Here is a 23,817-nt window from a genome sequence, read left to right on the forward strand (position 1 = left end):
CGGGACCGATGCCCGCTGTGGAGTTGAACGCCGCCCGCCTCGCGGCGGACGGAGAGGTGCTGCACTCGATCGCGCAGAGCGCGTGGCAGGCGGCGCGTGCGTGTCAGGCCGCCCTGTCGGGGACGTCCGGGATGGCCGGCGACGAGGAGTCCGCCGAGGCGTTCGCCCAGGGTCAGGACGGTGAGCCCGGGTACGACGGGTACGCGCAGGATGTCCTGGCCGGTGTCATCAACGCCGCCAACACCCTGAAGACGCTGGACGCCGCGATCGCCAACACCGCTCGGGCGTACGACGGCGCGCAGCTGGTGGGCGCCTTCCGCTCCGCCTCCGAGTCCGCCATCCCCGAAGAGACGGCGGTGCCGTTCCCGGCGTCCGTCTCGGTGCCCTCCGCGCTGGGACCCGGTCCGCAGTCGCCGCTCGGCGAGTTCGCCGAGTTCGTCCAGGACGCGCTGGCCCAGATCGGCGTGCGTCTGCCCGACGCCGACACCGGCAAGCTCGGGGCGGCGGCATCGGCGTGGACGGAGCTTTCCGGATCGCTGAGCGGCCTCGAGGGGCGCATCGGCGGGGCGTTCGCGAACGCGTCGGCGATGACGTTCCCGCAGCAGGCCACCGTGCTCGGATGCCGCGACAAGGTCGCGACGTCGTTCGGCTCGCTCAGCGAGAGCGCGGCGTCGATGGCGGGCTTCGCGCAGTCGATGCTCGACGAGACCAACAAGGCGTGGGAGGAGATCGGCTGGTTCCTCGCGCAGATGGCGGTCGAGATCGCGATCGAGATCGGCGTCGGCGCCCTCCTCGGCGCGATCACCTTCGGTGCCGGCGCGGCGGCGATGGTCGCGAAGATCGCTCTGACGGTCATGCGCTGGGCGATCAAGATCGCGAACCTCTGCCGCAAGCTGCGGGCGCTGATCATGGCGGCCCTTCGCGCAGCCCGCATGGCGATCCGCACCGGCGTGCACGTGGCCCGTGAGGCGCTGTCGGCCGGTCTCGCCTCGGCGATCACGACGACGGGATTCAACTCGGTGCGCGGCTCGCTCGACCCGAGCTTCCAGCCGCAGAACGTGCTCACCGCCGCGCTGTCGGCGACGGTCGGCGGCGCGGCCGGCGGGACCTTCTCCCGCATCGGCGGCGCCGGGACCTCGCAGATCGCGAACGCCGGGCTGCGCCGCACCACCCATGTCGCGGTCGAGGCCGGCGGCGGCGCGATCGACGGCCTCGCATCGGGCGCCGCGGAGTCCGCGATGACCGGTCAGGCGTTCAACCCGATCGGCGCCGCCGTCCTGGGCTCGCTCCTGGGCGGGTCGATGGCGGGCAAGGGCCACGGCGTGCGGCCGGCTCCGACGGGCGGCGGTGGGTCGGGCGTCTCGATCGAGGCCGGCGGACGCGTCCCCGTGACGGCGGCCGCGGGCGCGGGCGCCGCGCCGTCGACCGGCGGAGGCTCGGGTCTCGCGGTGAACGCGGATGCGCCCACGCCGGGCGGCTCCAGCGGCGGGACCGCGACCGCGGGCGACGGCTCGGGTGTGAGCATCGACCACGATGCGCCGACCCCCGGCACCGGCGTCGACGGCGGTTCCGGCGGCGGGGACGGGGCGTCGATCGACGTGTCGTCGTCGACCCCCGACCTGCCGGCGAGCCTCGGCGGGGACGGACCCTCCTCCCCGGACGCGCCGTCCGCTCCGGACGCACCGTCGGCCCCGGATCTGTCGTCGCCCTCGTCGCCGGATGCGCCGTCGAGCCCGGATGCGCCGTCGAGCCCGGAGGTCTCGTCGCCGGATGCGCCGTCGACGCCGGACTTCTCGTCGCCGGATGTTCCGTCGACGCCGGACTTCTCTACGCCGGATGCTCCGTCGACGCCGGACTTCTCTACGCCGGATGCGCCGTCGAGCCCGGACTTCTCTACGTCGGATGTTCCGTCGGCGCCGGACTTCTCGTCGCCGGATGCGCCGTCGGCTCCGGACTCCTCTACGCCGGATGCGCCGTCGAGCCCGGACTTCTCGTCGCCGGACGCTCCTGCCGCCCTCGACCTGTCGTCGCCGTCGACGCCGGACCTGCCGTCGTCGCTCGTGTCGGACGCTCCGTCGTCGCCGCCCGCCGACGGCGCGGCCCTGACGTCGGACGCTCCGGCGGCGCCCGACGCTCCCGCGGCGGGCGGGCTCCCGACCGCCCCGGGGCACGTGTCGACGTCCGCGCCGGACGCACCCTCCACCGCGGGCGCACCGCGTGCACCGGAGGTCGACGGCGTGTTCGCGGAGGTCGACGCCCCCGTCGTCGATGCCACCGCCCCGGACGCGATTGCCCCGGACACACCGGCCCCCGACGCACCGGAGGGCTCGTCCACGGAGGGCCATGTGCCGGCCGTGGATCCCGAGGTCGCCGGCACAGCCGGGGCGGCTGCCGCGGCCGCGGGAGCGTTCGCGGCGCCCTTCGTGCGGACCCCGAGCGGATCGTCGCTGTTCGGCACGCCGCCGAGCACGCCCGACGCGTCGAGCCCTGCGGAACCGCCGTCGGGAGCTCCGGACGCGACGGCGCCCGAGGCCGGGAACGGTCCGGACCGCGCCGCCGAGGGCGGCCCCTCCGACGGCGGCGATGCCGCGACGGGGCCGGAGACCCCGGAGACCCCGGACGCCGCGCCGGGCATCGACCGCACCGAGCTCACCACCGCCGAGGTGGACACGGCGGTGCAGGCGATCAACCCGAACTTCGACCCGACCGATCCGTCCAACGGCTTCGCGACGAACTGCGGGCACACCTCCTCGATCCTCAACGACGTCCTCAACGGGCAGCCGGTGCGGGAGGCGCCCGGCGGCTCGACCCTGGACTTCGCGCAGATGGAAGCCGCCACCGGACGCCCGCAGACGGCGGCGACGCCCGCGCAGATCGAGGCGGCGCTGCGCGCCGCCGGGGCGGGGTCCCACTGCGTCGTCGGCGTGGATCGTGCCGGGATGGCGGGGCACTGGTTCAACGCCTACTTCGACGGCACGACCGTGTGGACCCTCGACGCGCAGTCCGGCACCCGCACGGGGTGGCCGCCGCACGAGCCCGACGCCACGTATTGGGACGCGTCGATCGACGCCGACCTCGTCGTGACCCCGGACGCCCCGGCGGATCCGTCGGGTGCGCCTGCCGCGGCGGATGCTCCGGCCCCCGATGCCGCGCCCGCGGTGGACTCGTCGACCGACCCCGCGACCGCGCCGGAGCCGTCCAGGGACGGCCGGGTCGCCGACCCCGGATCCGATCGTCGGATCACGGACTACCTCGAGTCGCAGGGCCGCACGATCGCGGACGTCCACGCGCTCCGCCTCACGCCCTCGTCGCAGCTGAGCGCCGCCGACCGCGACCTGCTGCGCACCGTGCGGGAGCTGATCGACCCGCCGACGCCGACGACGCCGCTCGTCAAGGTGATCCCGATCGACTCGCTGTGGAACTACCTCGACCCGACGTCGGGCTGGACGCAGGTCGCCGGCTACGTCGCCCGCGCGACGGACATCGACCCGTGGGCGGGCCTGACGCAGATCGTGGCCGACGCGCGACTGGACTACACGATGGCGGACGGATCGCCCAGCCCGTTCCAGCGTCCCGGCGTCACCGAGTACGCCTTCATCGAGTTCACGACCCCCGATGCCGATGCGCTGTCCATCCCGTACTCCTCCGACTTCGGCGGCACGGTGAACGATCCCGCGCCGGCGACGGGGAACGGCATGCTCGCCAACCTCGACGACGTCTTCCGTCCCGAGTACAAGGCGGACCGGCTGCTCGACCTCGACGAGGGGGCGCGGATCTGGGTCGTGGGTCCCGACGGCCCTCGCCTGGTGGGGATCTACCACTCCGGCGTCGGCTTCGTCGCCCACGGCGGACCGCGGTGAGCCGCCTCGCGGAAGCGGGTCTGTACGCGCGCGTCGGCTCGCGTGACGTCCGCGTCGTGCGCAGCGGCGGCTGGAAGCTCGTCTCGGGGGATCCGGCCAGTGAGTCGCGCGGGTTCTCGCCGATCGGACGGGGACGCTTCGCCCGCGACATCGGTCCCGACGAGCGGATCGAGGTGTTCCGTCTCCGCTACGTCGGGACGTACGCGGGCGTCCCCGTGGAGGCGGCCCCCAACGGTCGGGGCTCGGTGATGCTGACGACGGAGGATCCGCGTGCGCAGAGCCTCGGATTCGACTCGCTCGATCGCCGCACGTGGGCGCGCGGCGTGCCCGAGGACGACGGCCGTCTCACGCTCCGCACCGAACGGGAGAAGGTCCGGGCGCCGTGGTTGGATGAGAGAACACAGCGAGAGGACAGAGGATGAGTCAGCTCACCCAGGCCGTCACCGCCGCGCGCGAGGACGCCCTCCTGCGCGGGGGGCTCCCGTGGGTCGCCGGCTACGTCGTCCGGCTGGACGATCTGACATCGCCGCCCACCCCGGAGGCCCTGTACGCCGAGCTCGGACTCGGCTTCCCGGCGTCGCCCTTCTCCGCGGATGCCGCCTTCGTGGACATCCTGAACCTCCCCGCCTCACCGGACCTGCTGCTGGACTCTCCCGCCGACGCGGCGGATCGTCCCGCCATCACCGACCACGAGCCGTTCGCGAGCGGATCGGGTTTCGTCGACAGCGCGGCACGGTTCCTGCCGGTGTGGTGGGCGGCGCCGTCGCGTGTTCCGGCGGGCGCCTCGATCTGGCGCGTGAGCGCGGACGCGCCGCCGCGCATGATCGCCGGATACGCCAGTGTCGCCGAAGGGTGGATCGCCGCGCCCGGTGTCGAGCTCGCCGCCACCCCCGCCCAGAGCACGCCCCTGCTCGGGATCCGCGCGGTGTGGCGCGGCCGCGAGATGATCGCGGATGTCCTGCCCGACGGCCGGTGGATCGTGTGCGGTGAGGACGAGTTCGAGGGATCCGAGCTGTCCGCGCGCGGTCTGTGGTGGAAAGAGGTGCCGTCGGGGGAGCTGTCGCACGTGGAGGTGCTCCGGGTCCTGGCCACCTGGCGAGCGCTCCCCGTGCAGCTGGTCGCGCTCGCGCGCGACGACTCCGGCGAGAACGCCCGGGTTGTCTACACGGGCCGCGACATGCCGGCCGCGGAGGCCGCCGGAATGACGAAGACCGCTGCCGGCGTGTACGAGAGCGTCGTGGCCGCGGGAGAGCTGGACGGGGTGCGCGAGGAGCGCCGCAGCGCCGCGCTCGCGGACCGGGCGGCGCAGCCCTCGGGGATCGATCCCGCGCAGCCCGTGCGGATCGATCCGGCGCAGGCCACGGCCGCCCAGGCACGGCTCATCGAGGTGGGCACGCAGCTCCTGCGGCGGAGGTGGCCGGATGCCGTTCTCGACGCCTTGGCGCTCGACGGCGGCGCGGTGCTGCTGACGCAGCCCGTGCGCGGCGGGGTGTCGCTGTACGTCGCCCCCGACGAGTCCGTCATGTTCGCCGCGTCGTCGCTGGAGCCCTCCGCGGCACGGGAGATGTTCCGCGCGGGACGCCGCACCGACCCGGCGAAGTTCGAGCCGAGCACGGAAGGTCCCGGCGCGCGATGACGAGCGCGGCATTGGCGGACCGCTGCGCGGCGCTGCGTCAGCCCGTCGTGGACCTCGTCGAATCCGGGATCCGGGCGACGACGAGCCCGACCGAGGCTCCCGCCCTCATCGCCCGCATCGCCGCCGTGCAGGCGGTGCTCCGGGAGGGTACCGAGGGCATCGACGAGACGTCCTACCTGTCCTGGCATCCCGTGGCCGTCGCGACGCTGCACCGGATGGAGCAGGCGGCGCGATCCGGAGACGCGGCGGAGGCCTGGCGCCTGTTCACGGAGCCGACGACCGGCTTCTTCCCGCTGAGTCAGTCCTGCGCGGGGCAGCCGGGCTGGTGAACCCCGTGCCGTTCACGGCGCCACGCGGAGGGCGCTGTGCGTCGGCGCGGCGTGCTCACCGACGAAGACCGCCCGCGATGACGTCGTCGAGGTAGGGTCCTTTCCAGCGGATCGCCGGGGGCACCTGGGCGAAGAGGGCGCGCGGCACCCCGTGCGTCTCCGCCTGGGCGAACAGCATCGTGACGACCGCCTGCGTGTCGAGCTCGTCGTAGACGGCGTCCAGCAGCAGGGGGACGGTCGCGCGCCGCGCTCCGTCGGGCCAGCGCGGGTAGAGCGTCACCCGGGAGGCGGCGGCCGCATCCGCCGTCGCGGCGCGCAGCGCCTCGCCGTCGCGGACGCCCAGCTCGCACAGGATCGTGCCGCTGCCGGCGCGGATGGCCGCCCGCCCCGCCCACCCGACGACGGGGACGCGCCCCAGCTGACGGGTGCGGGCCCGGTCGTCGGTGACGCACACGAAGACGAGGTCGTCCCAGCCGATGCCCGTCAGCCCGGGCAGGCGGATTCCGCGATCGTCGGCGCGCAGGACGCCGCCGCCTCCCGTGAGGAGGCGCAGCATGCGGGTGCGCGCCCGCGCGGCCACGACCACCCCGACGCACAGCGCGCCCAGGAGGGCCACGAGGGCGACGGTGAACCAGGAGCCGCGTCCGGCGGAGGCGAGCCACGTCGCCGCGGCGGCGGCGAGGAGGACCATGACGACGGCACCGCCCACGAGTCCGCGATTCCACCGACGCGCGGAGGCGACCTTCGCCGCGTCGACCCGGACCTCGAAGTCGGGCAGGCGCGGCGCGGTCATCGGCCGAGCTGCGGGTCGGTCGTGCCGCCCGCCGGGACGTACGGCTGGGCGAAATGGGCCGCGTCGCGGCGCTTGATCTGGACGTAGCCGCGGTCGCTCAGCTCGATGAGGGGCCACGTCCGGGCACCCGCGCCGGTGCCCAGCTGCACGGTCACGAAGGCGCGGCGATCCGCGTCGGCGCGGTAGACGCGGACCGCGATGTCACCGCGCTTGACGACGGGCACCGGCAGATACACGGCGGGGTCTCCCGTGGCGAAGCGCCGGTGCAGCTCGCCCGCGACCGCCGCGTCGCCCGCGACGGGCAGCTCGAAGCCGCGCAGCACGGTCCCGGTGGACGTGCGGCGCCAGCGCGTGGCACCCGACACGGCCAGCCAGCCGAAGGTCACGGTCGCGAGCGCGGTGAGGGCGACGGCGCCGGGGGCGACGATGCCGGGCAGCGCGTCGGTGCTGCGTCCGCGCCACGAGACGACGCCGTTGCCGGCGAGCCCGTCGTAGTTCACCAGGCACAGGATGAGCGCGACGGCGGCGACGGCACCGAGCGCGCCGAAGACGATCGTGAGCGCCGGGGAGCGGCGCAGTGCGAACCCTGGGTCGCCGAGCAGAGTCAGGTCTTTCATCGTTCCTCCGTACAGGGCAGTGCGGCGGCAGCGGCGGCGAGGTCGACCGGCTCGCCCCAGTCGGCGAAGGCGAGCGAGCCCTGTCCGCTCGCGTCGCCCCCGACGAACGTCCGCGGCAACGGCGGCCCGAACCTGTCGACGGTGAGCACTCCCACCACCGACCCCTCCTCGCCCGTCACGACGTCGATCGTGTCGGCGCCGTCGGCGGGCGCGTCCGCGTCGGGTGCGCTGGCGGCGACGCCCCGGCCGTCCAGGACCGTGCGCACGAGGTCGGCGGGGTCCAGCAGCGGCCCCCATTCGCTCAGGCGCGGGTCGAGGCCGGTCGTGCAGGTGACGGCCCCGGGCGTCGTGCCGGGGTACAGCCGGGCGAACGCGGCGTTCCCACGGAGTCTGGTCCCCGTCGACGAGACGACCGCCTCCAGACGCAGGTCGCCCGCCGCGACGGTGGCGGTGTAGGCCGCGGACGTGCCGCGGTAGTCGATCGTGACGGTACGCCCGGGCGCAGGATCGGCGTCGGGGGAGGTCTGGACGGTCTCGGTGACCGACCCGGTCACGTGGACGGGGCCGGCGGCGCGCATCGCGCCGGTGACGATCGCGACGAGGTCCTCGCCGGAGCGCAGCCACAGGCCGTTGCCGGCGGCGGCCTCCGCCGAGCCGAGATCGATCCCCGCCGGAGCGGTCGGCTGCGGCGCCGGCTTCGCGCAGGCGCTGAGGGACAGGCCGAGCGCGAGCGCCGCGGTGAGCGCTAGCGGGCGTCGGATACGCATAGCGCTAGCGGGCGTCGGAAACGCATACCGACGCGCCGTTCTGGGACTGGAGGGTGGCCGCGTCGAGACTCACCGGGCCGTCGGCGGCGGCCGGGCGCACGATGAAGCAGCTGCTTTCGTCGTACAGGTCGGCGGCGGAGAACACCCACGCGGAGGTGCCGCGCACCAGCTGCGTGAGGTCGGTCGTCTCTCGGTCGCCGGAGACCTGGTAGAGCGCGTAGGCGGCGTCCGGGCCGTCCCACGCGAGCGCGACGTTGCCGCCCTCGGACGAGATCCGCAGGTGCGACACCGTCACGGAGCTGTCGGTCATCGCCGACACGATCGCCCAGGCGAGCGCCGCGCCGAGCGCCAGCACCGTCAGCAGGATCGACACCACGAACGCCGGATGGAGCCACCACGGGCGCTGCTTCGCGGGGGTCTCGACGATCTCCGGAAGGACCTCGACGCCGGAGGAGAGGTCGCGACCGCCCCCGGCACCGATCCGCGGCCGCCCGGGCTCGACGCCGATCGTCGGGCCCGACGACGAGGTCGAGGGTCCGCTCATCCGGTGCATCCCTTTCGTCGCGGTCGCCGGTCGCCGCAGGTGTCGGCGGGGCCGCGTACCATGCTATATCGGTGCCGCGTCGCGGCCCGGCCCCGCCCGCTGTCGAGGAGGACGAGTGTTCCGCACCCTGCGCACGGCGGCCGTGGTCGCCCTGGCGGCGGTGCTCATGGGGCTCGCCCCCGCCGCCGCGGCCGACACCGGGGATGCCCCCGCCTCCGGACCCGCCGACGTCTCCATCCCGTACGACGATGCGGCATCGATCGAGCCGCAGGCGCCGTGGCGGATCGCCGACTGCGCCGCCGTGTCGGCCGCGAGCCCGCTCGTGCGCGCCTGCGACGCGGAGAGCATCGAGCTGCGCGCCGACGGCTACGACCCGGAGGCCGGGGTCACCCGCCTGCCGGTCCGGCTCGTGGCGGGCGATCGCACGCTCGAGGTCTCGTACCGGGTGACGCTGGAGGCGCCGGCCGCGCCGTCGGTCACCTCCCCGGGCGAGCGCGCCGTCGCCTCCGGAGCGATCCTGCGGGTGCCGCTGTCCGATTTCGCCCCGGCGTGCATCGCGTGCGCCGCGGGGGGCGGCACGCGGGTCGTGGACGTCGACCCGGTCGAGGCCGGCACCGCCTGGACGACCCCCACCCACGTCGTCTTCCGTGCCGCGGCCGGCTATCGAGGCGCCGCCGACGTCCATGTGGAGGTCGTGGACGACCACGGCAGCGCGGCGCGTACGGGCATCCCCGTCTCGGTCTACCCGGCGCGCGCGGAGGCGGAGCTGATCGCCCTCGACGTCACCGTCCCCCTGAGCGCCGAGGCAGGCGCGGAGATCGACCTCCGGACCCTCGTCGCGAGCCGGTCCGGCGACGAGGTCGTCGTGGTGGGATGCGGGGCGCCCCTCCACGGCGCGGTCGCCTGCGACCGCGACGGGGTCGCCCGCTATCGCGGCACGGGCGCGGAGGACCAGTTCTCGTTCCACGTCGCGGCCGGCGGCGAACAGGCCTGGGGGTCGGTGACGCTCGTGCCGGGCGGCACCGCGGAGGGGCCCGTGCCCACGGCGCCCTCCGCCGCGGCCGTGGACGGCGCCGCCGTGGCCATGGGGATCGTCCCGCCGATCCCGCCGGAGGGCGGCTCAGCCGCCGACGACGGCATGTTCCGGGCGCTCAGCGCGGTCCTCGACCGCGTGGGCGCGCAGTGACCTGGAGGAGATGACGAGATGACCCTGAGAGTGACCGTCGGCAGTCAGGCCGGCCGCGCCGCCGCGGGGACTTGGCTGCTCGACACCGACGACGCGACGACCGTCGCCGAGGCGGCGGAAGCGCTCGGCGTGCCCCTGTCGGCCATCGCCCCGTCGGCCGACGGCGCCGAGCCGCTCGCCGTCGCCCCCGTCCTCTCCGGCGCGACGCTGCTCCCCGACGCCGCCGCACCGGTCCTCGAGCCGGGGACCCTCCGCCTCGCGGTCGTGGGCGGCCCCTTCGCCGGCGAGGTCGTCGCCGTCCAGCACGGGATGCGCTTCACCGTCGGCCGCAGCGGCGACCTCGCGATCGCCGACGAGGGCCTCGCTCCCGTCCACGCGCGGCTGAGCATCGAGGGCTCCCCGCAGACCGGCCCGCTGACGGCGAGCATCGAACCGGCGGCCCCGGACGCCGAGGTGTGGGTCAACGGCGAGCGGGTCGCCGGCGCCACCACGATCGTCCCGGCGGATCTCGTGCAGCTCGGCGCCAGCATCCTGCGCCTGGGCGTCGTGCCCGTGTCGGACGCCGACCTGCACCGCGACCCGCTCGGCGACCGGGCGTTCAACCGCCCGGCACGGATCTTCCCTCCCACCGAGCCGCCCGTGGTCGTCCTGCCGGGGGAGAAGCCCGACGACCCCGACCAGTCGCCGCTGCCGTGGCTGTCCGCGATCATCCCCGTCGTGCTCGGGGTGACGATGGCGGTGCTGTTCGGACGCGCGATCATGCTCCTCATGGCGGCGGCGAGCCCCATCATGGTGATCGGCTCCTTCCTCACGAACCGGAAGCTCGCCAAGAAGAAAGGCGTGAAGACCGAGCAGCAGTGGATCGACGAAGTCCGCTCCGCCGCGGCGCGGATCGCCGATCTGACGCGCCGTCAGAGGTTGTCGTCGTGGTACCGCTCGCCCGACGCCGTCGTCGTCGAGGACATCGCCACGGCGCCCCTGTCGCGGCTCTGGGAGCGGCGGCGCGGCGACGAGGACGCGGTCGCGGTGCGACTCGGTGCGACCGAGGTCGACCTCGACGCGCGTTTCGAGGGCGGCGGGAAGGATCGCGGTGTCGCCCACCGCGTCGGTGTCACGCCCGCCCCGCTGTCGGCGGACCTGCGCGGCGGCGCCCTGGGCATCGCGGGCGACCGCGAGGCGGCCGTCTCGGTCGCCCGCTCGATCCTGGTGTCGTTCGCGACGCTGCGCTCCCCGCGCGATGCGGCGATCGTCGTCATCTGCCCCGACGAGGCCGCGGCGGAGTGGGGCTTCGTGCAGTGGCTGCCGCACACCCAGCCGGGCGCCGACGGACCCGTGTCGGTCGGCAACACGGACGACACGCGACGGGAGCGCCTGCGCGAGCTGACTGCGACCCTCGAGCACCGCGCCCGTGCGGCGGGTCAGCGCGGAGCGGGACCGTTCCCGGACGTCCTCGTCCTGGTGGACGGCGCCCGCGACGCCCGCATGCTCCCCGGCATGGTGCCGCTCCTGGAACAGGGCGCCGCGCACGGCCTCCACGTCGTGGCGATCGACTCCGAGCGAGCACGACTGCCCGAGGAGGCGCGCAGCATCGTCGAGATCGACCCCGGCGACCCCTCGGTCGCCCGCGTCGAGACGGCGGGCGACTACTTCCCCGTCGTGCTGCTCGACGGGATGTCCGCGCTGCGCGCGGAGCGCATCGCGCGCAGCCTGTGCTCCCTGCGCCACGTCAGCGGCGTCGGCGACGACGCGATCCTCCCCGACGCGGTCCGCTTCGTCGACCTCATGCGCATCGACCTGGACGACCCGGGGCCGCTCGTGCGGCGGTGGAGCTCGCAGCCGCGCAACATGTTCGTCGTCGTCGGCGCCACCGGCGAGGGCGAGTTCGCCCTCGACATCAGCCGCGACGGACCGCACGCGCTCGTGGCCGGGACGACCGGCTCGGGCAAGAGCGAGTTCCTGCAGACGCTCGTGGTCTCCCTCGCCCTCGCCAACCGCCCGGACGCGCTCAACTTCGTGCTCATCGACTACAAGGGCGGGTCGGCCTTCGCCGACTGCGAGCGCCTGCCGCACACGGTCGGCATGGTGACGAACCTGGACGCCCGCGAGACCGAGCGCGCCCTCGCGTCGCTCGAGGCCGAGCTGAAGCGTCGCGAGCGCGTGCTGCGCGATCTCGGGGCCAAGGACATAGACGCGGCCTGGGCGAAGGACGCCGACACCTCCGCGGCGCGCGGCCTCGCACGCCTCATGATCGTCATCGACGAGTTCGCGGAGCTGCGCACCGAGCTGCCCGAGTTCATCGACGGCCTCGTCCGGATCGCGCGCGTCGGGCGGTCCCTGGGGGTGAACCTGGTGCTCGCCACGCAGCGTCCGTCGGGCGTCGTCACACCCGAGATGCAGTCGAACATCAACCTGCGCGTCGCGTTGCGCGTCACCGACCGCACCGACTCCGCCGACATCCTGGGATCCGGCGAGGCGTCCCTGATCTCTCCGTCGACGCCGGGGCGCGCCTTCGTCCGCACGGGCCCGTCGTCGCCGCCGCTCGCCTTCCAGGCGGCGCGCGTCGCGGGCATCCGCCCGGGGGTCCAGCGCACGGTCCGGGTCGCGCCGCGCAAGGCGCCGCTGCGCTGGGACACCCTCGGGTACCCCGCGAAGTTCCCGCCCAGCGGAGGCGACTCCGCCGACGTGACGGATCACGACGACACGGATCTGCGCGCCCTCGTCGCCCTCATCGGTGCGGCGACGGCCGAGCTCGGCATCCGTCGCAATCCGTCGCCGTGGCTCGTGCCGCTGCCCACCGTCCTCCCGCTGGAGCGTTTCCAGTCGGAGGCCGTCCCGGAGCACGCGATCGTGCTCGGGCTCGAGGACGTCCCCGGCGAGCAGTCGCAGCGACCGATGTACTGGGATGCGCGCACCGCGTCGCACGTCCTGTTCCTCGGCGGCTCGATGTCGGGGCGCACCTCGGCGCTGCGACTCATGGCGTCCCAGCTGGTCCAGCAGTTCTCGCCCGCCGATCTGCACGTCTACGTCATGGACTTCGGCAACGGGGCGCTCCTGCCCCTCGTGGACGCGCCGCACACCGGCGCCGTCGTGACGCAGCTGGACGCGGACCGGCTTCCGCGGCTCGTGCAGGCGCTGCTCGAAGACCTCGCGCGCCGTCAGTCGGTGATGGCGTCCGCCGGCGTCGGCCACATCTCCGAGCAGCGCGCCGCCGCCGCACCCGAGGACCGCCTCGCCTACTCCGCGGTGATCGTCGACGGGTGGGAGCGGATGCTGTCCACCATGAACGCCGATCAGCTCGTGACCTTCCGCGACCAGTTCATGCGCATCCTCCGGGAGGGTCCGGCCGTCGGCGTGCGCGTCCTGGTCACCGGGGACCGCGGGGTCTCGGGCGACAAGATGTCCTCGTTCATCGACGAGCAGTACGTGCTGCCGCTGCGCGACCTCGCCGACTACCGCACGGCCGGCATCCTCGCCAAGGACGTCCCGACCGATCTGCCCCCGGGCCGCGTCCTGTTCGGCGCGGCGGGCACGGAGGCGCAGCTCGCGACGCCCTCGCGGGATGTCGGCGGCGAGGCCCAGACGACGCTCCTGCGGCGCACCGTCGAGGCGGTGCGCGACCACTTCGACCGCTTCCCCGAGCTCGCCGCGCTGCCCCGCCCCCTGCGGGTGGACCCGCTGCCGAGCTACGTCTCGCTGAGCGAGGCGCTCGCGCTGCCGGTCGCCGACGGCGGAGCGCCGGACGCCCCGACCCTCGCGGTCGGCGGCGACGTCCTGTCGAGGTTCACCCTCGACTGGCCGGGGGCCGGCGGGCTGCTCGTGACGGGGCCGCGCCGCTCCGGGAGGTCGTCGGCGCTCGCGCTGCTCGTGCGGCAGCTCGCCCCGACGACACCCGTCGTGGTCGTCGCGTCGCGTCCCTCGGTGCTGACCGAGACCGCCCGTGCGCACGGCATCCCCGTCGTCGAGAATCCGCTCCTCACGCCTCCCGAGCTGGAGGAGCTGCTCCCGGCCGACGGGGCGCTCACCACGATCGTCGTCGACGACGCCGAGCAGTACAAGAATGCGGCGATCGAGCACACGCTCACGGGCGTGAAGCAGCGCGCCGTGTTCGCCGTCTCCGCCGACAGTGAGGCACTCTCGACCCTCTTCGGCGGGCCGATCATCGAGGCCAAGCGCGCGCGCCAGGCTCTCGTGCTGCGGCCCGAGTCGACCATCATGGGCACCCAGGCGATCGGATCGCCGATCCCGAAGTTCATGCTCGGGCGCGGGACCCCCGGCGGTGGTGTCGTGACGACCAGCGCGGGATGGCTCGCGGTGCGGGTGCCGGACGTGCTCCAGTGACGCGGGCGCGACGCGTCGCCGGGCGCGATCGCCGGCCGGGATGCGACGGGCGGCGGGGCACGGTACGTAGACTGGGACGGTTCGTCACCGGGACGGGGAGGTGAGCTGATGGCGACCGCTCGATGCGCGTACTGCAACGCGACCCTGATGCCCAACAGCGCCTATTGCCTCGAGTGCGGCCAGCTCATCCCGCAGGCCGCGGCCGCGGCACCCGCCGCGCCGGTCGCTGCGGCGTCCGCCGAGCCGGCGACGCCCGCCCCGGACTCCCGGGCATCCGGCGTTCCGCTGCCCGGATCGCTCCCGTGGCAGGGGAAGCGTTCCGTCGACGCGCCCGAGACGACGCCGCCCGTTCCGACCCGCGTCGAGAGCGTCGAGCTCGTCCTTCCCACCGGCGAACGAGTGCGCGTCAGCGGCACCGTCGTGCTCGGTCGCCAGCCCGCCGACACCGCGCACGCGATGGGCGCGCGCTCCATCGCCGTGGACGACACGACGCGCTCGGTGTCCCGCGTGCACATGTTCCTCCACGTCGCGGACGGTCAGGTGACCGTCCGCGACGCGGGATCGGTCAACGGGTCCCGCCTGCAGCGCGGCAAGAGCATGTACCGGCTCGAGAGCGGGGGATCCCCGCTGCCGGTCGGCCCCGGCGACACGGTCTGGCTGGGCGACGTCGCCCTGCCCATCCTGCCCTGAACCCCGAGGAGAGTGTCATGACCGACGCCGACCGCTTCCACGACCGTGCACTCGATGAGGCGACGACGGATGCGCTGACCGCCGACGGGCTGGAGCTCCGCCGCGTCGACGACACCGATCGCGCCGAGACCGACCGCTGGCTCGACGCCGTCGCGCGCGGCTTCCTCGGCGGCGAGCCGGAGGAGGCGCGTCGGGCCACCTTCTTCGAGCTGGGCGCCTACCGGCGCAAGCTCGGCGTCTACGACCGAGCGGCTCCCCAGCCCTCCGAGCCGGTCGCGACGTTCGCCTCGTGGCTGACGACGCTGACCGTCCCGGGCGGCGCCGTTCCGGCCAGCGCGATCAGCTCGGTCACCGTCGCCCCCACCCACCGCCGCCGCGGACTCCTGCGCACCCTGATGGCGGGGGAGCTGCGTGCGGCGGCCGCGGCCGGAGTGCCGATGGCCGCCCTCACCGTCAGCGAGTCGACCATCTACGGCCGGTTCGGCTTCGGCCCCGCCGCGCCCGCCGCATCGTGGGAGGTCGACGTCCGTCGTGCGGGCTGGATCGGGCCGGAGCCGTCCGGGCGGATCGACTTCGTGGCGCGTGAGAGCGCACGCGAGATCGCCCGGGGGCTGCACGAGCGCATCCGTCTCTCCTCGCCCGGCGAGGTCGCGATCCCGGGCGGTCACTGGGAGCGGTTCTTCGGCACCACCGCGGATGCGGAGAAGCCCGGGGAGCTGCGCGTCGTGCAGTATCGCAGCCGGGGTGAGGACGGCGCGCTCGGCGACGTCGACGGGATCGCGCTCTACAAGGTCACCGAGAACGCCGACGACTTCCGGAACTCGACCGTCGATGTCGCGATGCTCCTTCCGGCCACCGACGAGGCCTATGCGGGCCTGTGGCGCTTCCTCCTCTCCCTCGACCTCATCGGCACGCTCCGCGCGTCCGAGCTCGCCGTCGACGAGCCGCTGTGGTGGATGATCGCCGACCAGCGCGCCGCGAAGATCACCCTCCGCGACCACCACTACGTGCGCGTGCTCGATGTGCCCGCGGCGCTCTCGGCGCGCACGTACGACGTCTCGGACACCGTGGCGCTCGAGGTCGTCGACCCGTGGGAGCTCGCCGACGGCACATTCGTGCTCACGGCGGAGGCGTCGGGCGGGGCGGACGTCTCGGTCGTCGACGACCCGCCCGTGGGCATCCCGTTCGTCCGGCTGGGCGTGGCGGAGCTCGGCGCGCTGCTGCTGGGCGGGGTCTCGGCGGTGACGCTCGCGCGCGCGGGACGGATCGAGACGGCGGAGCCGGAGCGGGTCGCGCGCCTCTTCCAGACCGTGCAGGCGCCGCGCCTGAGCTTCTGGTACTGAGCGCCGGGTCGCACCGGCCGCTCGCGTAGCCTGGTGGGGATATGGCACACCTGCTCGGCGGCGAGAGCCTCCACCTCGAATTCCCCACCAAGGTCGTCTTCGACGCCGTCTCGCTCGGCGTCGACGAGGGCGACCGCATCGGCATCGTGGGCCGCAACGGCGACGGCAAGTCGTCGCTGCTGGCCATGCTCGCCGGGCGCCTCGCTCCGGACGGCGGGCGCGTCACCGTGCGCGGCGGCGTGCGGGTGGGCGTCCTCGATCAGGCCGACGTCCTCGCCGACGACGACACCGTCGGGCACGCCGTCGTCGGCGACACGCCCGAGCACGAGTGGGCCGGCTCCGCGCAGACCCGGGAGGTCATCGCGGGGCTCGTCGCCGACCTGCCGTGGGATGCCGCGCTGGGCACGCTCTCGGGGGGTCAGCGGCGGCGGGTCGCGCTCGCACGCCTCCTCGCGGGGGACTGGGACGTCCTGGCCCTCGACGAGCCGACCAACCACCTCGACGTCGAAGCCATCGCCTGGCTCGCGGAGCACCTCAAGACGCGGTGGGCGAAGAACGCGGGAGCCCTGCTGGTCGTCACCCACGACCGCTGGTTCCTCGACGAGGTCTGCACGGCGACGTGGGAGGTGCACGACCGGATCGTCGAGCCGTTCGAGGGCGGTTACGCCGCCTACATCCTCCAGCGCGTCGAGCGGGACCGACAGGCCGCCGCCATCGAGCAGCGCCGCCAGAACCTCGCCCGCAAGGAGCTCGCGTGGCTCCGCCGTGGCGCCCCCGCGCGCACGGCCAAGCCGAAGTTCCGCATCGACGCGGCGAACGTCCTGATCGCCGACGTCCCCGAGATCCGCGACCCCATTCAGCTGCAGTCCCTCGCCGTCTCGCGGCTGGGCAAGGACGTCGTGGACCTCCTCGACGCCGGCGTCGCCTACGACGGACGCGAAGTGCTGCGCGGCGTGGAGTGGCGGATCGCGCCGGGTGAGCGCACGGGCATCCTCGGCGTCAACGGCGCGGGCAAGTCGACCCTCCTCGGACTCGTGGCCGGAGCGGTCGCGCCGACGAGCGGACGGGTGAAGCGCGGCACGACCGTCAAGGTTGCGACGCTCACGCAGCGCATGGACGAGCTCGACCCGTTCCTCGACGACCCGGTGCGCGTCGTGATCTCGGGGCTGCGGACGAGCTACACGATCGGATCGGGATCGAAGGCGGCCGAGCTGACGCCCGGTCAGCTGCTGGAGCGGATGGGGTTCTCGTCCGCGCAGCTCTCGACGCCGGTGAAGGACCTCTCCGGCGGTCAGCAGCGTCGCCTGCAGCTCCTGCTCATCCTCCTCGACCAGCCGAACGTGCTGATCCTCGACGAGCCCACGAACGACCTCGACACCGACATGCTCGCCGCGATCGAGGACCTCCTGGACTCGTGGGCCGGCACCCTCCTGGTCGTCTCGCACGATCGGTACTTCCTGGAGCGGGTGACCGATCAGCAGTACGCGGTGCTCGCCGGGCCCGACGGTGTGGGACGTCTGCGCCACCTCCCCGGGGGCATCGACGAGTACCTGCGTCTGCGCGACGCGGCCTGGCGCGGAACGGCGGTGGCATCGGCGTCCCCCGGGGGCGCGGCGCCGGCGTCCTCGCCGGGGCTGTCCGGAGCGGAGCTGCGCGCGGCGCAGAAGGAGCTGACCGCGGCCGAGCGCCGGATCGAGAAGCTCACCGCGCAGGCGGACGCCGCACGCACCGCCCTGGCCGACCACGACCAGTCGGACTACGTCGGCCTCGGCGAGAAGATGCGCGCGATCGGCGACCTCGAATCCGAGATCGCCGCGCTCGAGGAGCGCTGGTTCGCCCTCTCCGAGCTCACCTCCTGAGCCCCGCGCTCCGCGCGTGCCCGTCCCCGGGCATCGCACCCCGGGTGCGCCGAGTTTCGGTCCCGTGATGCACTCTCGCCGGGCCTCGGGAGAGTTTCGGTCGCCCGAGGGGTCCGAAACTCCGGGGGCGACCTCAGGCGTCGAAGCCGAGCGAGAGCTTGCGCAGGAGACCGGCGAGGCGCTCGCGGTCGCCGCGGGAGAGGACGCCGAGGAGGACCGCCTCGGCGTCGACGAGGCGGGTGATCGCGGCATCCACCCGCGTCTTGCCGTCGTCCGTGATCGTCACCAGCACGCTGCGTCCGTCGGCGGGGTCGGCCTCGCGGCGCACCAGGCGTCGCCCCACCAGCCGGTCGATGCGGTTGGTCATCGTCCCGCTCGAGACCAGGGTCTGCTGCAAGAGCTGCTTCGGGCTGAGCTGGTACGGCTCGCCCGCGCGCCGGAGCGCCGACAGGACATCCCACTCCCACGGCTCCAGATCGCTGCGGCGGAACGCCTCGCGCCGCGCGCGGTCGAGGTGTCGTGAGAGGCGGTCGACGCGCGAGAGCACCTCGAGAGGGGAGAAGTCGAGGTCGGGGCGCTGGATGCCCCAGGCGCCGACGATGCGGTCGACTTCGTCGTGCTCGGTGCTCATCCCCCCATTATCGCGATGGGGCTCGACCGTCCCTGCCCGAGTGGCCATACGCATACCCCCGGGGGTATAGTGAGATCGTGCCCGGACGACCCGGGTGGGGGAGGAGCATCCATGCGCATCGTGATCGTCGGGGGCGTCGCCGGAGGGATGAGCTGCGCCGCCCGCGCGCGGCGGCTCGACGAGTCCGCCGAGATCGTCGTCCTGGAGCGCGGAGCGCACGTCTCCTTCGCCGGCTGCGCCCTGCCGTACTTCGTCGGCGGGGAGATCGCGGACCCGTCGGCCCTCCTCGTGCAGACGCCCGCATCGCTGCGCGCCTCTCTCGATCTCGACGTCCGCGTGCACCACGACGTGACCGCGCTCGACGCGGTAGCCAAGACCCTCACCGTGGTGACGCCCGACGGCATCGACACCCTGAGCTACGACGCGCTGGTCCTTGCCCCGGGCGCCCAGGCGGCGCGACCGGACATCGCCGGGCTCGACTCCCCGCGCGTGCGCACTCTGCGGACGGTCGAGGACGCCGTGGCCCTTCGCGAGCGCATCGAGACCGGAGCGCGCACGGCGGTCGTCCTGGGCGCCGGGTTCATCGGGCTCGAAGCCGCCGAGGCGCTCGCGCAGCGCGGACTGCACACGAGCATCGTCGAGTTCGCGCCGCACGTGCTGCCTCCCCTCGAGGACGAGCTCGCCGCCCTCGTGACCGCCGAGTTGCGCGGCGCCGGCGTCGACGTGCACGCCGGCGTCGCGGCGGTCGCCGTCGAGCACGGCACGGACTCGGATGTCGTGGTCCTGAGCGACGGCACCCGCCTGGATGCCGACGTGATCGTGCTCTCTGTGGGCGTCCGCCCCGACACCGCCGTGTTCGAGGCGGCCGGCGCCGCGTGCGTACGCGGAGCGGTGGTCGTCGACGAGCACGGACGCACGTCGCTTCCGGATGTGTACGCCGTCGGGGATGCGACGGCGTCGGCGGACGCCGTCACGGGAGCGGTCCGCCCCGTCGCCCTCGCCGGACCGGCGAACCGCGCCGGGCGCCTGGTGGCCGACGCCATCCTGCGTCCGGGTGCGGCCCGTGCCATCCCGCAGCCCGTGGGCACGGCGATCGTCCGGGTCGGCGGGCAGACAGTCGCGCTCACCGGAGCCAATCGGGCCGGGCTCGCGGACATCCCGTTCGACACCCTGCACCTGCACCCGACGCAGCACGCGGGGTACTTCCCCGGGGCGTCGCAGATCCACCTCGTGGTCCACGTCGCCCGCGACGGCGGCAGGATCCTCGGCGCACAGGCCGTGGGCGCCGACGGCGTCGACAAGCGGATCGACGTGCTCGCCACCGCGATCCGCGCCCGCTGGAGCGTCGACGACCTCATCGACCTCGATCTCGCCTACGCGCCGCCCTACGGCTCGGCGAAGGACCCGATCACGATGGTCGGCCTCGTCGGAGAGAACGTCCGCACGGGGACCCTGCGCCTCTGGTACGCCCAGGATCTCGACGCGGTGCGTGCCGAGGCGCTCGTCCTCGACGTGCGGACGCCGGCCGAGATCGCCGCGGGCGCAATCCCGGACGCCCTCCGGATCCCGCACACCGAGCTGCGCGCCCGCCTCGACGAGGTGCGCGCCGCCGCCGCGGGCCGACCCGTGCGCGTCCTGTGCCAGTCGGGCGTGCGCTCGGCGATCGCGCATCGCGTGCTCGCGCAGTCGGGGTTCGACTCCGCGTCGCTGTCGGGCGGGATGCTGACGCTCCGCGCCGTGCTCGGCGATCGCGCCGGCGAGGTGCTCGTCGCGGACCGCGACCGGGCGCGGTGACCGCTCGCCGGTCCCCGCACCCCGTCCCTTCCGAGACTCCCATCCATCCCCCGACCCCGACCCGGAGAACCGTCCGGCCGACCCTGAAGGAGACACCATGTGCCAGGCCGTGGCATGCAAGACGTGTGGAAAGACGACGTGGGCGGGCTGCGGCCAGCACGTCGACCAGGTGATGCGGGGGATCCCGCAGTCCCAGCGCTGCCCCGGGCACGAGCAGGAGAGCGGCTCCGGCTTCTTCTCGCGGCTGTTCAGCCGGTGACGGTCCAGGACGATCCCATGGTCTCCTCCGATGCCGACGCGCAGCGCAAGATCCTGAACCGCCTCCGCCGCGCCCGCGGCCAGCTCGACGCCGTGATCGCCGCCGTGGACGCGGAGAGGCCCTGCCGCGAGGTCGTCACGCAGCTCGCGGCGGTCTCGAGCGCCCTCGACCGGGCGGGCTTCGCGATCGTCTCGACGGCCCTGCGCGAGTGCCTCGCCGACCCCGAGTCCGAGTCCGACGGGGTGTCGGTCGAGGAGCTCGAGAAGCTCTTCCTCATGCTCGCCTGATCCCCACCCACGACCCATCAGACCGCTGCCCGGCCGGACACCTCGGGCCGGAGGGCTGCTCATCGTCGGACCGGTGGGGCTGGTGGAGTGTTCGCCGGTCTCGGTGCGGACTTCAGCCCCAGCGATCCGACGACCGGCACACTCACCCCGACCGGCACACTCCCTTCGGCAAGGTCACCGACCCGGTGCCGGGCCTGGCAGACTGTTACGGCCGGCTCACCGGCGGTCCGCCGTAGTGTAACGGCAGCACGACAGCCTTTGGAGCTGTGAGGTTCAGGTTCGAATCCTGGCGGCGGAGCATGACAGAGAACACGCTGGACGCGTCCCTCGCCGTCGTCATCCTCGCCGCGGGGCAGGGGACGCGCATGCGGTCGGCCCTGCCGAAGGTGCTGCACCGCATCGGCGGGCGGCCTCTGGTGGGCCACGTGCTCGACACGGCGCGCGACCTCGCGCCGGGGCACGTCCTCGTCGTCGTCCGCCACGAGCGCGATCGGGTCGCCGAGGCCGTGACCGGCATCTCCGCCGAGGTCACCGTCGTCGACCAGGACGAGGTGCCCGGCACGGGGCGCGCCGTCGAGGTCGCCCTGCAGTCGATCCCCGATTTCGACGGCGACGTCCTGGTGCTCTCCGGCGACGTCCCCCTGCTCGATGCCGACACCCTGGCGACGCTCATCCGCGATCACCGGGCGTCGCGCGCGGCGGTGACGCTGCTCTCCGCCGTCCTTTCCGACGCGACCGGCTACGGCCGTGTCATCCGAGGGGTCGACGGCACGGTCGAGCGCATCGTGGAGCAGAAGGACGCCTCGGCAGCAGAAGCCGCCGTGACCGAGGTCAATGCCGGCGTCTACGTCTTCCGTGCCGAGCCGCTGCGCGCCCAGTTGGTGCGCGTGGGCACCGACAACGCCCAGGGAGAGAAGTACCTGACCGACGTGATCGCGCTCGTGCGGGGAGCCGGACTGACCGTGACGGCATCCGTCGTCCCGGACGCCTCCTCGACGCTGGGGGTCAACGACCGGGCCCAGCTCGCCGAGGCCGGCCGCCTGCTCAACGCTCGCACCGTGCGCCGGTGGCAGCTCGAGGGTGCCACGATCCAGGACCCCGCGACGACGTGGATCGACGTGACCGCGACGCTCGCGCCGGATGTCACCGTCCTGCCCAACACGCACATCCTCCGCGCGACGGCCGTCGCCGCGGGCGCGACGATCGGTCCCGACACGACCCTGGAGGACTGCGAGGTGGGTGAGGGGGCGGTCGTCCGCCGCACCGATGCGACCCTCGCCGTCATCGGGCCGCGCGCCACCGTCGGACCTTTCGCGTACCTCCGCCCCGGCGCCACCCTCGCGGCGGACGCCAAGGTCGGCACGTTCGTCGAGGTGAAGAACTCCGTCGTGGGCGAGGGCAGCAAGGTGCCGCACCTGTCCTACATCGGCGACACGACCATCGGTCGCGGCGTGAACCTCGGCGCCGGCGCGATCACGGCCAACTACGACGACCTGGCCAAGCACCGCACCGAGATCGGCGACGAGGTGCACTCCGGGTCGCACAACGTGTTCGTCGCGCCCGTTAGGATCGGAGACGGCGCCAAGACCGGCGCCGGCGCGGTGATCCGCAAGGACGTCCCCGCCGGTGCGCTGGCCATGAGCGTGGCCCCCCAGCGCAACCTCGAGGGATGGGTCGAACAACACCGACCGGGAACCGCCGCCGCGCACGCCGCGGCACAGGCCCGGTCCGCACAGGAAGCGGACGATGGCGCGCAAGAAGCACACGGTTGATCTGGACGTCGAGCGCGGGATCGCTCCCGGGCTGGTCGCCAAGACCAAGAAGCGTCTGGTCGTCGCGAGCGGCAGCTCGCACCCCGCATTGTCGGAGCAGGTGGCGGGCGCCCTCGGCACCGAGCTCGTGCCCACGGAGCACCGCACCTTCGCCTCCGGCGAGATCCTGACGCGCTTCGAGGTCTCGATCCGCGGCTGCGATGCGTTCATCATCCAGTCCTTCGGGCCGCCGGTCAACGAGTGGCTCATGGAGACGCTCATCATGCTGGATGCCGCGAAGCGGGCATCCGCCAAGCGCGTCACGGTGGTCGCGCCGTACTACCCGTACTCGCGTCAGGACAAGAAGGGTCGTGGGCGCGAGCCGATCTCGGCGCGTCTCGTGGCCGACCTGCTGAAGACCGCGGGCGCGGACCGCGTCATGAGCGTCGACCTGCACGCCGCACAGATCCAGGGCTTCTTCGACGGACCCGTCGACCACCTGTTCGCCAAGCCGGTGCTGCTGGAGTACTTCGAGAACAGTCTGTCCGCTGAAGACCGCGCCAAGCTCACGGTGGTCTCTCCCGACACCGGTCGTGTGCGTGTGGCCGACCAGTGGTCGGACTCGCTCGGCGCGCCGCTCGCGATCATCCACAAGCGCCGCGATCCGAACGTCGCGAACCAGGTGACCGTCAACGAGATCGTCGGACACGTCGCGGGGCGCGTGTGCCTCCTCGTCGACGACATGATCGACACGGGCGGCACGATCGTCAAGGCTGCGCAGGCCCTGAAGGCGAACGGCGCCGAGCGGGTCATCGTGGCCGCGACCCACGCGATCTTCAGCGACCCGGCGGTCGAGCGCCTGCAGGATTCGTCGATCGACGAGGTCGTCGTGACCGACACGATCCCGCTGCCTGCGGAGAAGCGGTTCGACGCCCTCACGATCCTCCCGATCGCGCCGCTGCTCGCGCGCGCGATCAAGGAGGTCTTCGAGGACGGGTCGGTCACCAGCATGTTCGACGGCGCCGCCTGACGCGTCCTCCGGGTTTTCCCCGGCGCATTCCCACGCCCGGAGAGGGGGTTTGCCCCGGCCCCCGCGCCGGGGCGCGACCCCTCTCCGGGCGTAGGATCGCGCC

The 23,817-nt window shown here is 73.8% G+C and carries 19 protein-coding genes and 1 tRNA gene; 15 read left to right on the top strand and 5 right to left on the bottom strand.

The window, feature by feature from the left end:
• The first annotated feature begins 8 nt into the window (after window positions 1-8).
• Genes WFI00_RS10695 through WFI00_RS10710 form a run of 4 tightly spaced genes read left to right on the top strand, consistent with a single transcriptional unit; the run spans window position 9 to window position 5,825 of the window.
• A complete protein-coding gene (locus tag WFI00_RS10695; protein ID WP_336632292.1) occupies window positions 9-3,860 on the top strand; it encodes a toxin glutamine deamidase domain-containing protein in 3,852 nt (1,283 codons plus the stop codon).
• Entirely contained in the window at window positions 3,857-4,282 is a 426-nt protein-coding gene (locus tag WFI00_RS10700) for a hypothetical protein (RefSeq protein WP_336632293.1), read from the top strand. Before WFI00_RS10695 ends, WFI00_RS10700 begins: the two co-directional genes overlap by 4 nt.
• Complete coding sequence (locus WFI00_RS10705; protein ID WP_336632294.1) at window positions 4,279-5,496, top strand: hypothetical protein; 1,218 nt, start codon at window positions 4,279-4,281, stop codon at window positions 5,494-5,496. Before WFI00_RS10700 ends, WFI00_RS10705 begins: the two co-directional genes overlap by 4 nt.
• Window positions 5,493-5,825 carry a hypothetical protein gene (locus WFI00_RS10710; RefSeq protein ID WP_336632295.1) on the top strand — a complete coding sequence of 111 codons (333 nt, stop codon included), beginning with the start codon at window positions 5,493-5,495 and terminating at the stop codon, window positions 5,823-5,825. The genes WFI00_RS10705 and WFI00_RS10710 overlap by 4 nt, the downstream gene beginning before the upstream one ends.
• A gap of 55 nt (window positions 5,826-5,880) precedes the next feature.
• Here WFI00_RS10710 and WFI00_RS10715 read toward each other — a convergent pair whose 3' ends face one another.
• The 4 genes from WFI00_RS10715 to WFI00_RS10730 are packed head-to-tail and all read right to left on the bottom strand — an operon-like array spanning window position 5,881 to window position 8,546.
• On the bottom strand, window positions 5,881-6,618 hold the full coding sequence (locus WFI00_RS10715) for a hypothetical protein (protein ID WP_336632296.1): 738 nt from the start codon (window positions 6,616-6,618) through the stop codon (window positions 5,881-5,883).
• Entirely contained in the window at window positions 6,615-7,235 is a 621-nt protein-coding gene (locus WFI00_RS10720) for a hypothetical protein (protein ID WP_336632297.1), read from the bottom strand. The genes WFI00_RS10715 and WFI00_RS10720 overlap by 4 nt, the downstream gene beginning before the upstream one ends.
• Window positions 7,232-8,002, bottom strand: a complete 771-nt coding sequence (locus WFI00_RS10725) for a hypothetical protein (protein WP_336632298.1) — start codon at window positions 8,000-8,002, stop codon at window positions 7,232-7,234. The genes WFI00_RS10720 and WFI00_RS10725 overlap by 4 nt, the downstream gene beginning before the upstream one ends.
• A 4-nt stretch (window positions 8,003-8,006) precedes the next feature.
• Window positions 8,007-8,546, bottom strand: coding sequence for a hypothetical protein (locus WFI00_RS10730; protein ID WP_336632299.1), 540 nt, complete (start codon window positions 8,544-8,546; stop codon window positions 8,007-8,009).
• A 115-nt stretch (window positions 8,547-8,661) separates the two neighbouring features.
• Between WFI00_RS10730 and WFI00_RS10735 the strand changes: the two genes are divergently transcribed.
• The 5 genes from WFI00_RS10735 to WFI00_RS10755 all read left to right on the top strand — a co-directional run bounded on the left by WFI00_RS10735 (window position 8,662) and on the right by WFI00_RS10755 (window position 17,962).
• Window positions 8,662-9,732, top strand: coding sequence for a hypothetical protein (locus WFI00_RS10735; protein WP_336632300.1), 1,071 nt, complete (start codon window positions 8,662-8,664; stop codon window positions 9,730-9,732).
• Window positions 9,733-9,750: 18 nt separating this feature from the next.
• The gene (locus tag WFI00_RS10740) at window positions 9,751-14,070 is read left to right on the top strand and encodes an FtsK/SpoIIIE domain-containing protein (protein WP_336632301.1); all 4,320 of its coding nucleotides are present in this window, start codon (window positions 9,751-9,753) and stop codon (window positions 14,068-14,070) included.
• Between the two features lie 108 nt (window positions 14,071-14,178).
• Complete coding sequence (locus tag WFI00_RS10745; RefSeq protein WP_336632302.1) at window positions 14,179-14,760, top strand: FHA domain-containing protein; 582 nt, start codon at window positions 14,179-14,181, stop codon at window positions 14,758-14,760.
• A gap of 17 nt (window positions 14,761-14,777) precedes the next feature.
• Window positions 14,778-16,103 carry a GNAT family N-acetyltransferase gene (locus WFI00_RS10750; protein ID WP_336632303.1) on the top strand — a complete coding sequence of 442 codons (1,326 nt, stop codon included), beginning with the start codon at window positions 14,778-14,780 and terminating at the stop codon, window positions 16,101-16,103.
• Between the two features lie 41 nt (window positions 16,104-16,144).
• Window positions 16,145-17,962 (top strand): ABC-F family ATP-binding cassette domain-containing protein, encoded by a 1,818-nt coding sequence (locus WFI00_RS10755; protein WP_336632304.1) that lies wholly within the window; start codon window positions 16,145-16,147, stop codon window positions 17,960-17,962.
• A 133-nt stretch (window positions 17,963-18,095) separates the two neighbouring features.
• Here the strand turns inward: WFI00_RS10755 and WFI00_RS10760 are convergent, their stop codons facing one another.
• Window positions 18,096-18,593, bottom strand: a complete 498-nt coding sequence (locus tag WFI00_RS10760) for a MarR family winged helix-turn-helix transcriptional regulator (protein WP_336632305.1) — start codon at window positions 18,591-18,593, stop codon at window positions 18,096-18,098.
• Window positions 18,594-18,704: 111 nt separating this feature from the next.
• Here WFI00_RS10760 and WFI00_RS10765 point away from each other — a divergent pair, with 111 nt between their 5' ends.
• From WFI00_RS10765 to WFI00_RS10790, 6 genes are all read left to right on the top strand, one after another.
• The gene (locus tag WFI00_RS10765) at window positions 18,705-20,387 is read left to right on the top strand and encodes an FAD-dependent oxidoreductase (protein WP_336632306.1); all 1,683 of its coding nucleotides are present in this window, start codon (window positions 18,705-18,707) and stop codon (window positions 20,385-20,387) included.
• Window positions 20,388-20,496: 109 nt separating this feature from the next.
• Window positions 20,497-20,646 carry a hypothetical protein gene (locus WFI00_RS10770; protein ID WP_336632317.1) on the top strand — a complete coding sequence of 50 codons (150 nt, stop codon included), beginning with the start codon at window positions 20,497-20,499 and terminating at the stop codon, window positions 20,644-20,646.
• A 17-nt stretch (window positions 20,647-20,663) separates the two neighbouring features.
• Complete coding sequence (locus WFI00_RS10775; RefSeq protein WP_336632307.1) at window positions 20,664-20,933, top strand: metal-sensitive transcriptional regulator; 270 nt, start codon at window positions 20,664-20,666, stop codon at window positions 20,931-20,933.
• 226 nt (window positions 20,934-21,159) lie between these two features.
• Window positions 21,160-21,231: transfer RNA gene (locus WFI00_RS10780), tRNA-Gln, on the top strand.
• Window position 21,232: 1 nt separating this feature from the next.
• Window positions 21,233-22,705 carry a bifunctional UDP-N-acetylglucosamine diphosphorylase/glucosamine-1-phosphate N-acetyltransferase GlmU gene (gene glmU / locus WFI00_RS10785; protein ID WP_336632308.1) on the top strand — a complete coding sequence of 491 codons (1,473 nt, stop codon included), beginning with the start codon at window positions 21,233-21,235 and terminating at the stop codon, window positions 22,703-22,705.
• Window positions 22,680-23,714, top strand: a complete 1,035-nt coding sequence (locus WFI00_RS10790) for a ribose-phosphate diphosphokinase (protein WP_336632309.1) — start codon at window positions 22,680-22,682, stop codon at window positions 23,712-23,714. The genes glmU and WFI00_RS10790 overlap by 26 nt, the downstream gene beginning before the upstream one ends.
• The last annotated feature ends 103 nt before the right edge of the window (window positions 23,715-23,817 follow it).

It is taken from the genome of Microbacterium sp. MMO-56 (genome assembly GCF_037146215.1).
GTDB lineage: Bacteria > Actinomycetota > Actinomycetes > Actinomycetales > Microbacteriaceae > Microbacterium.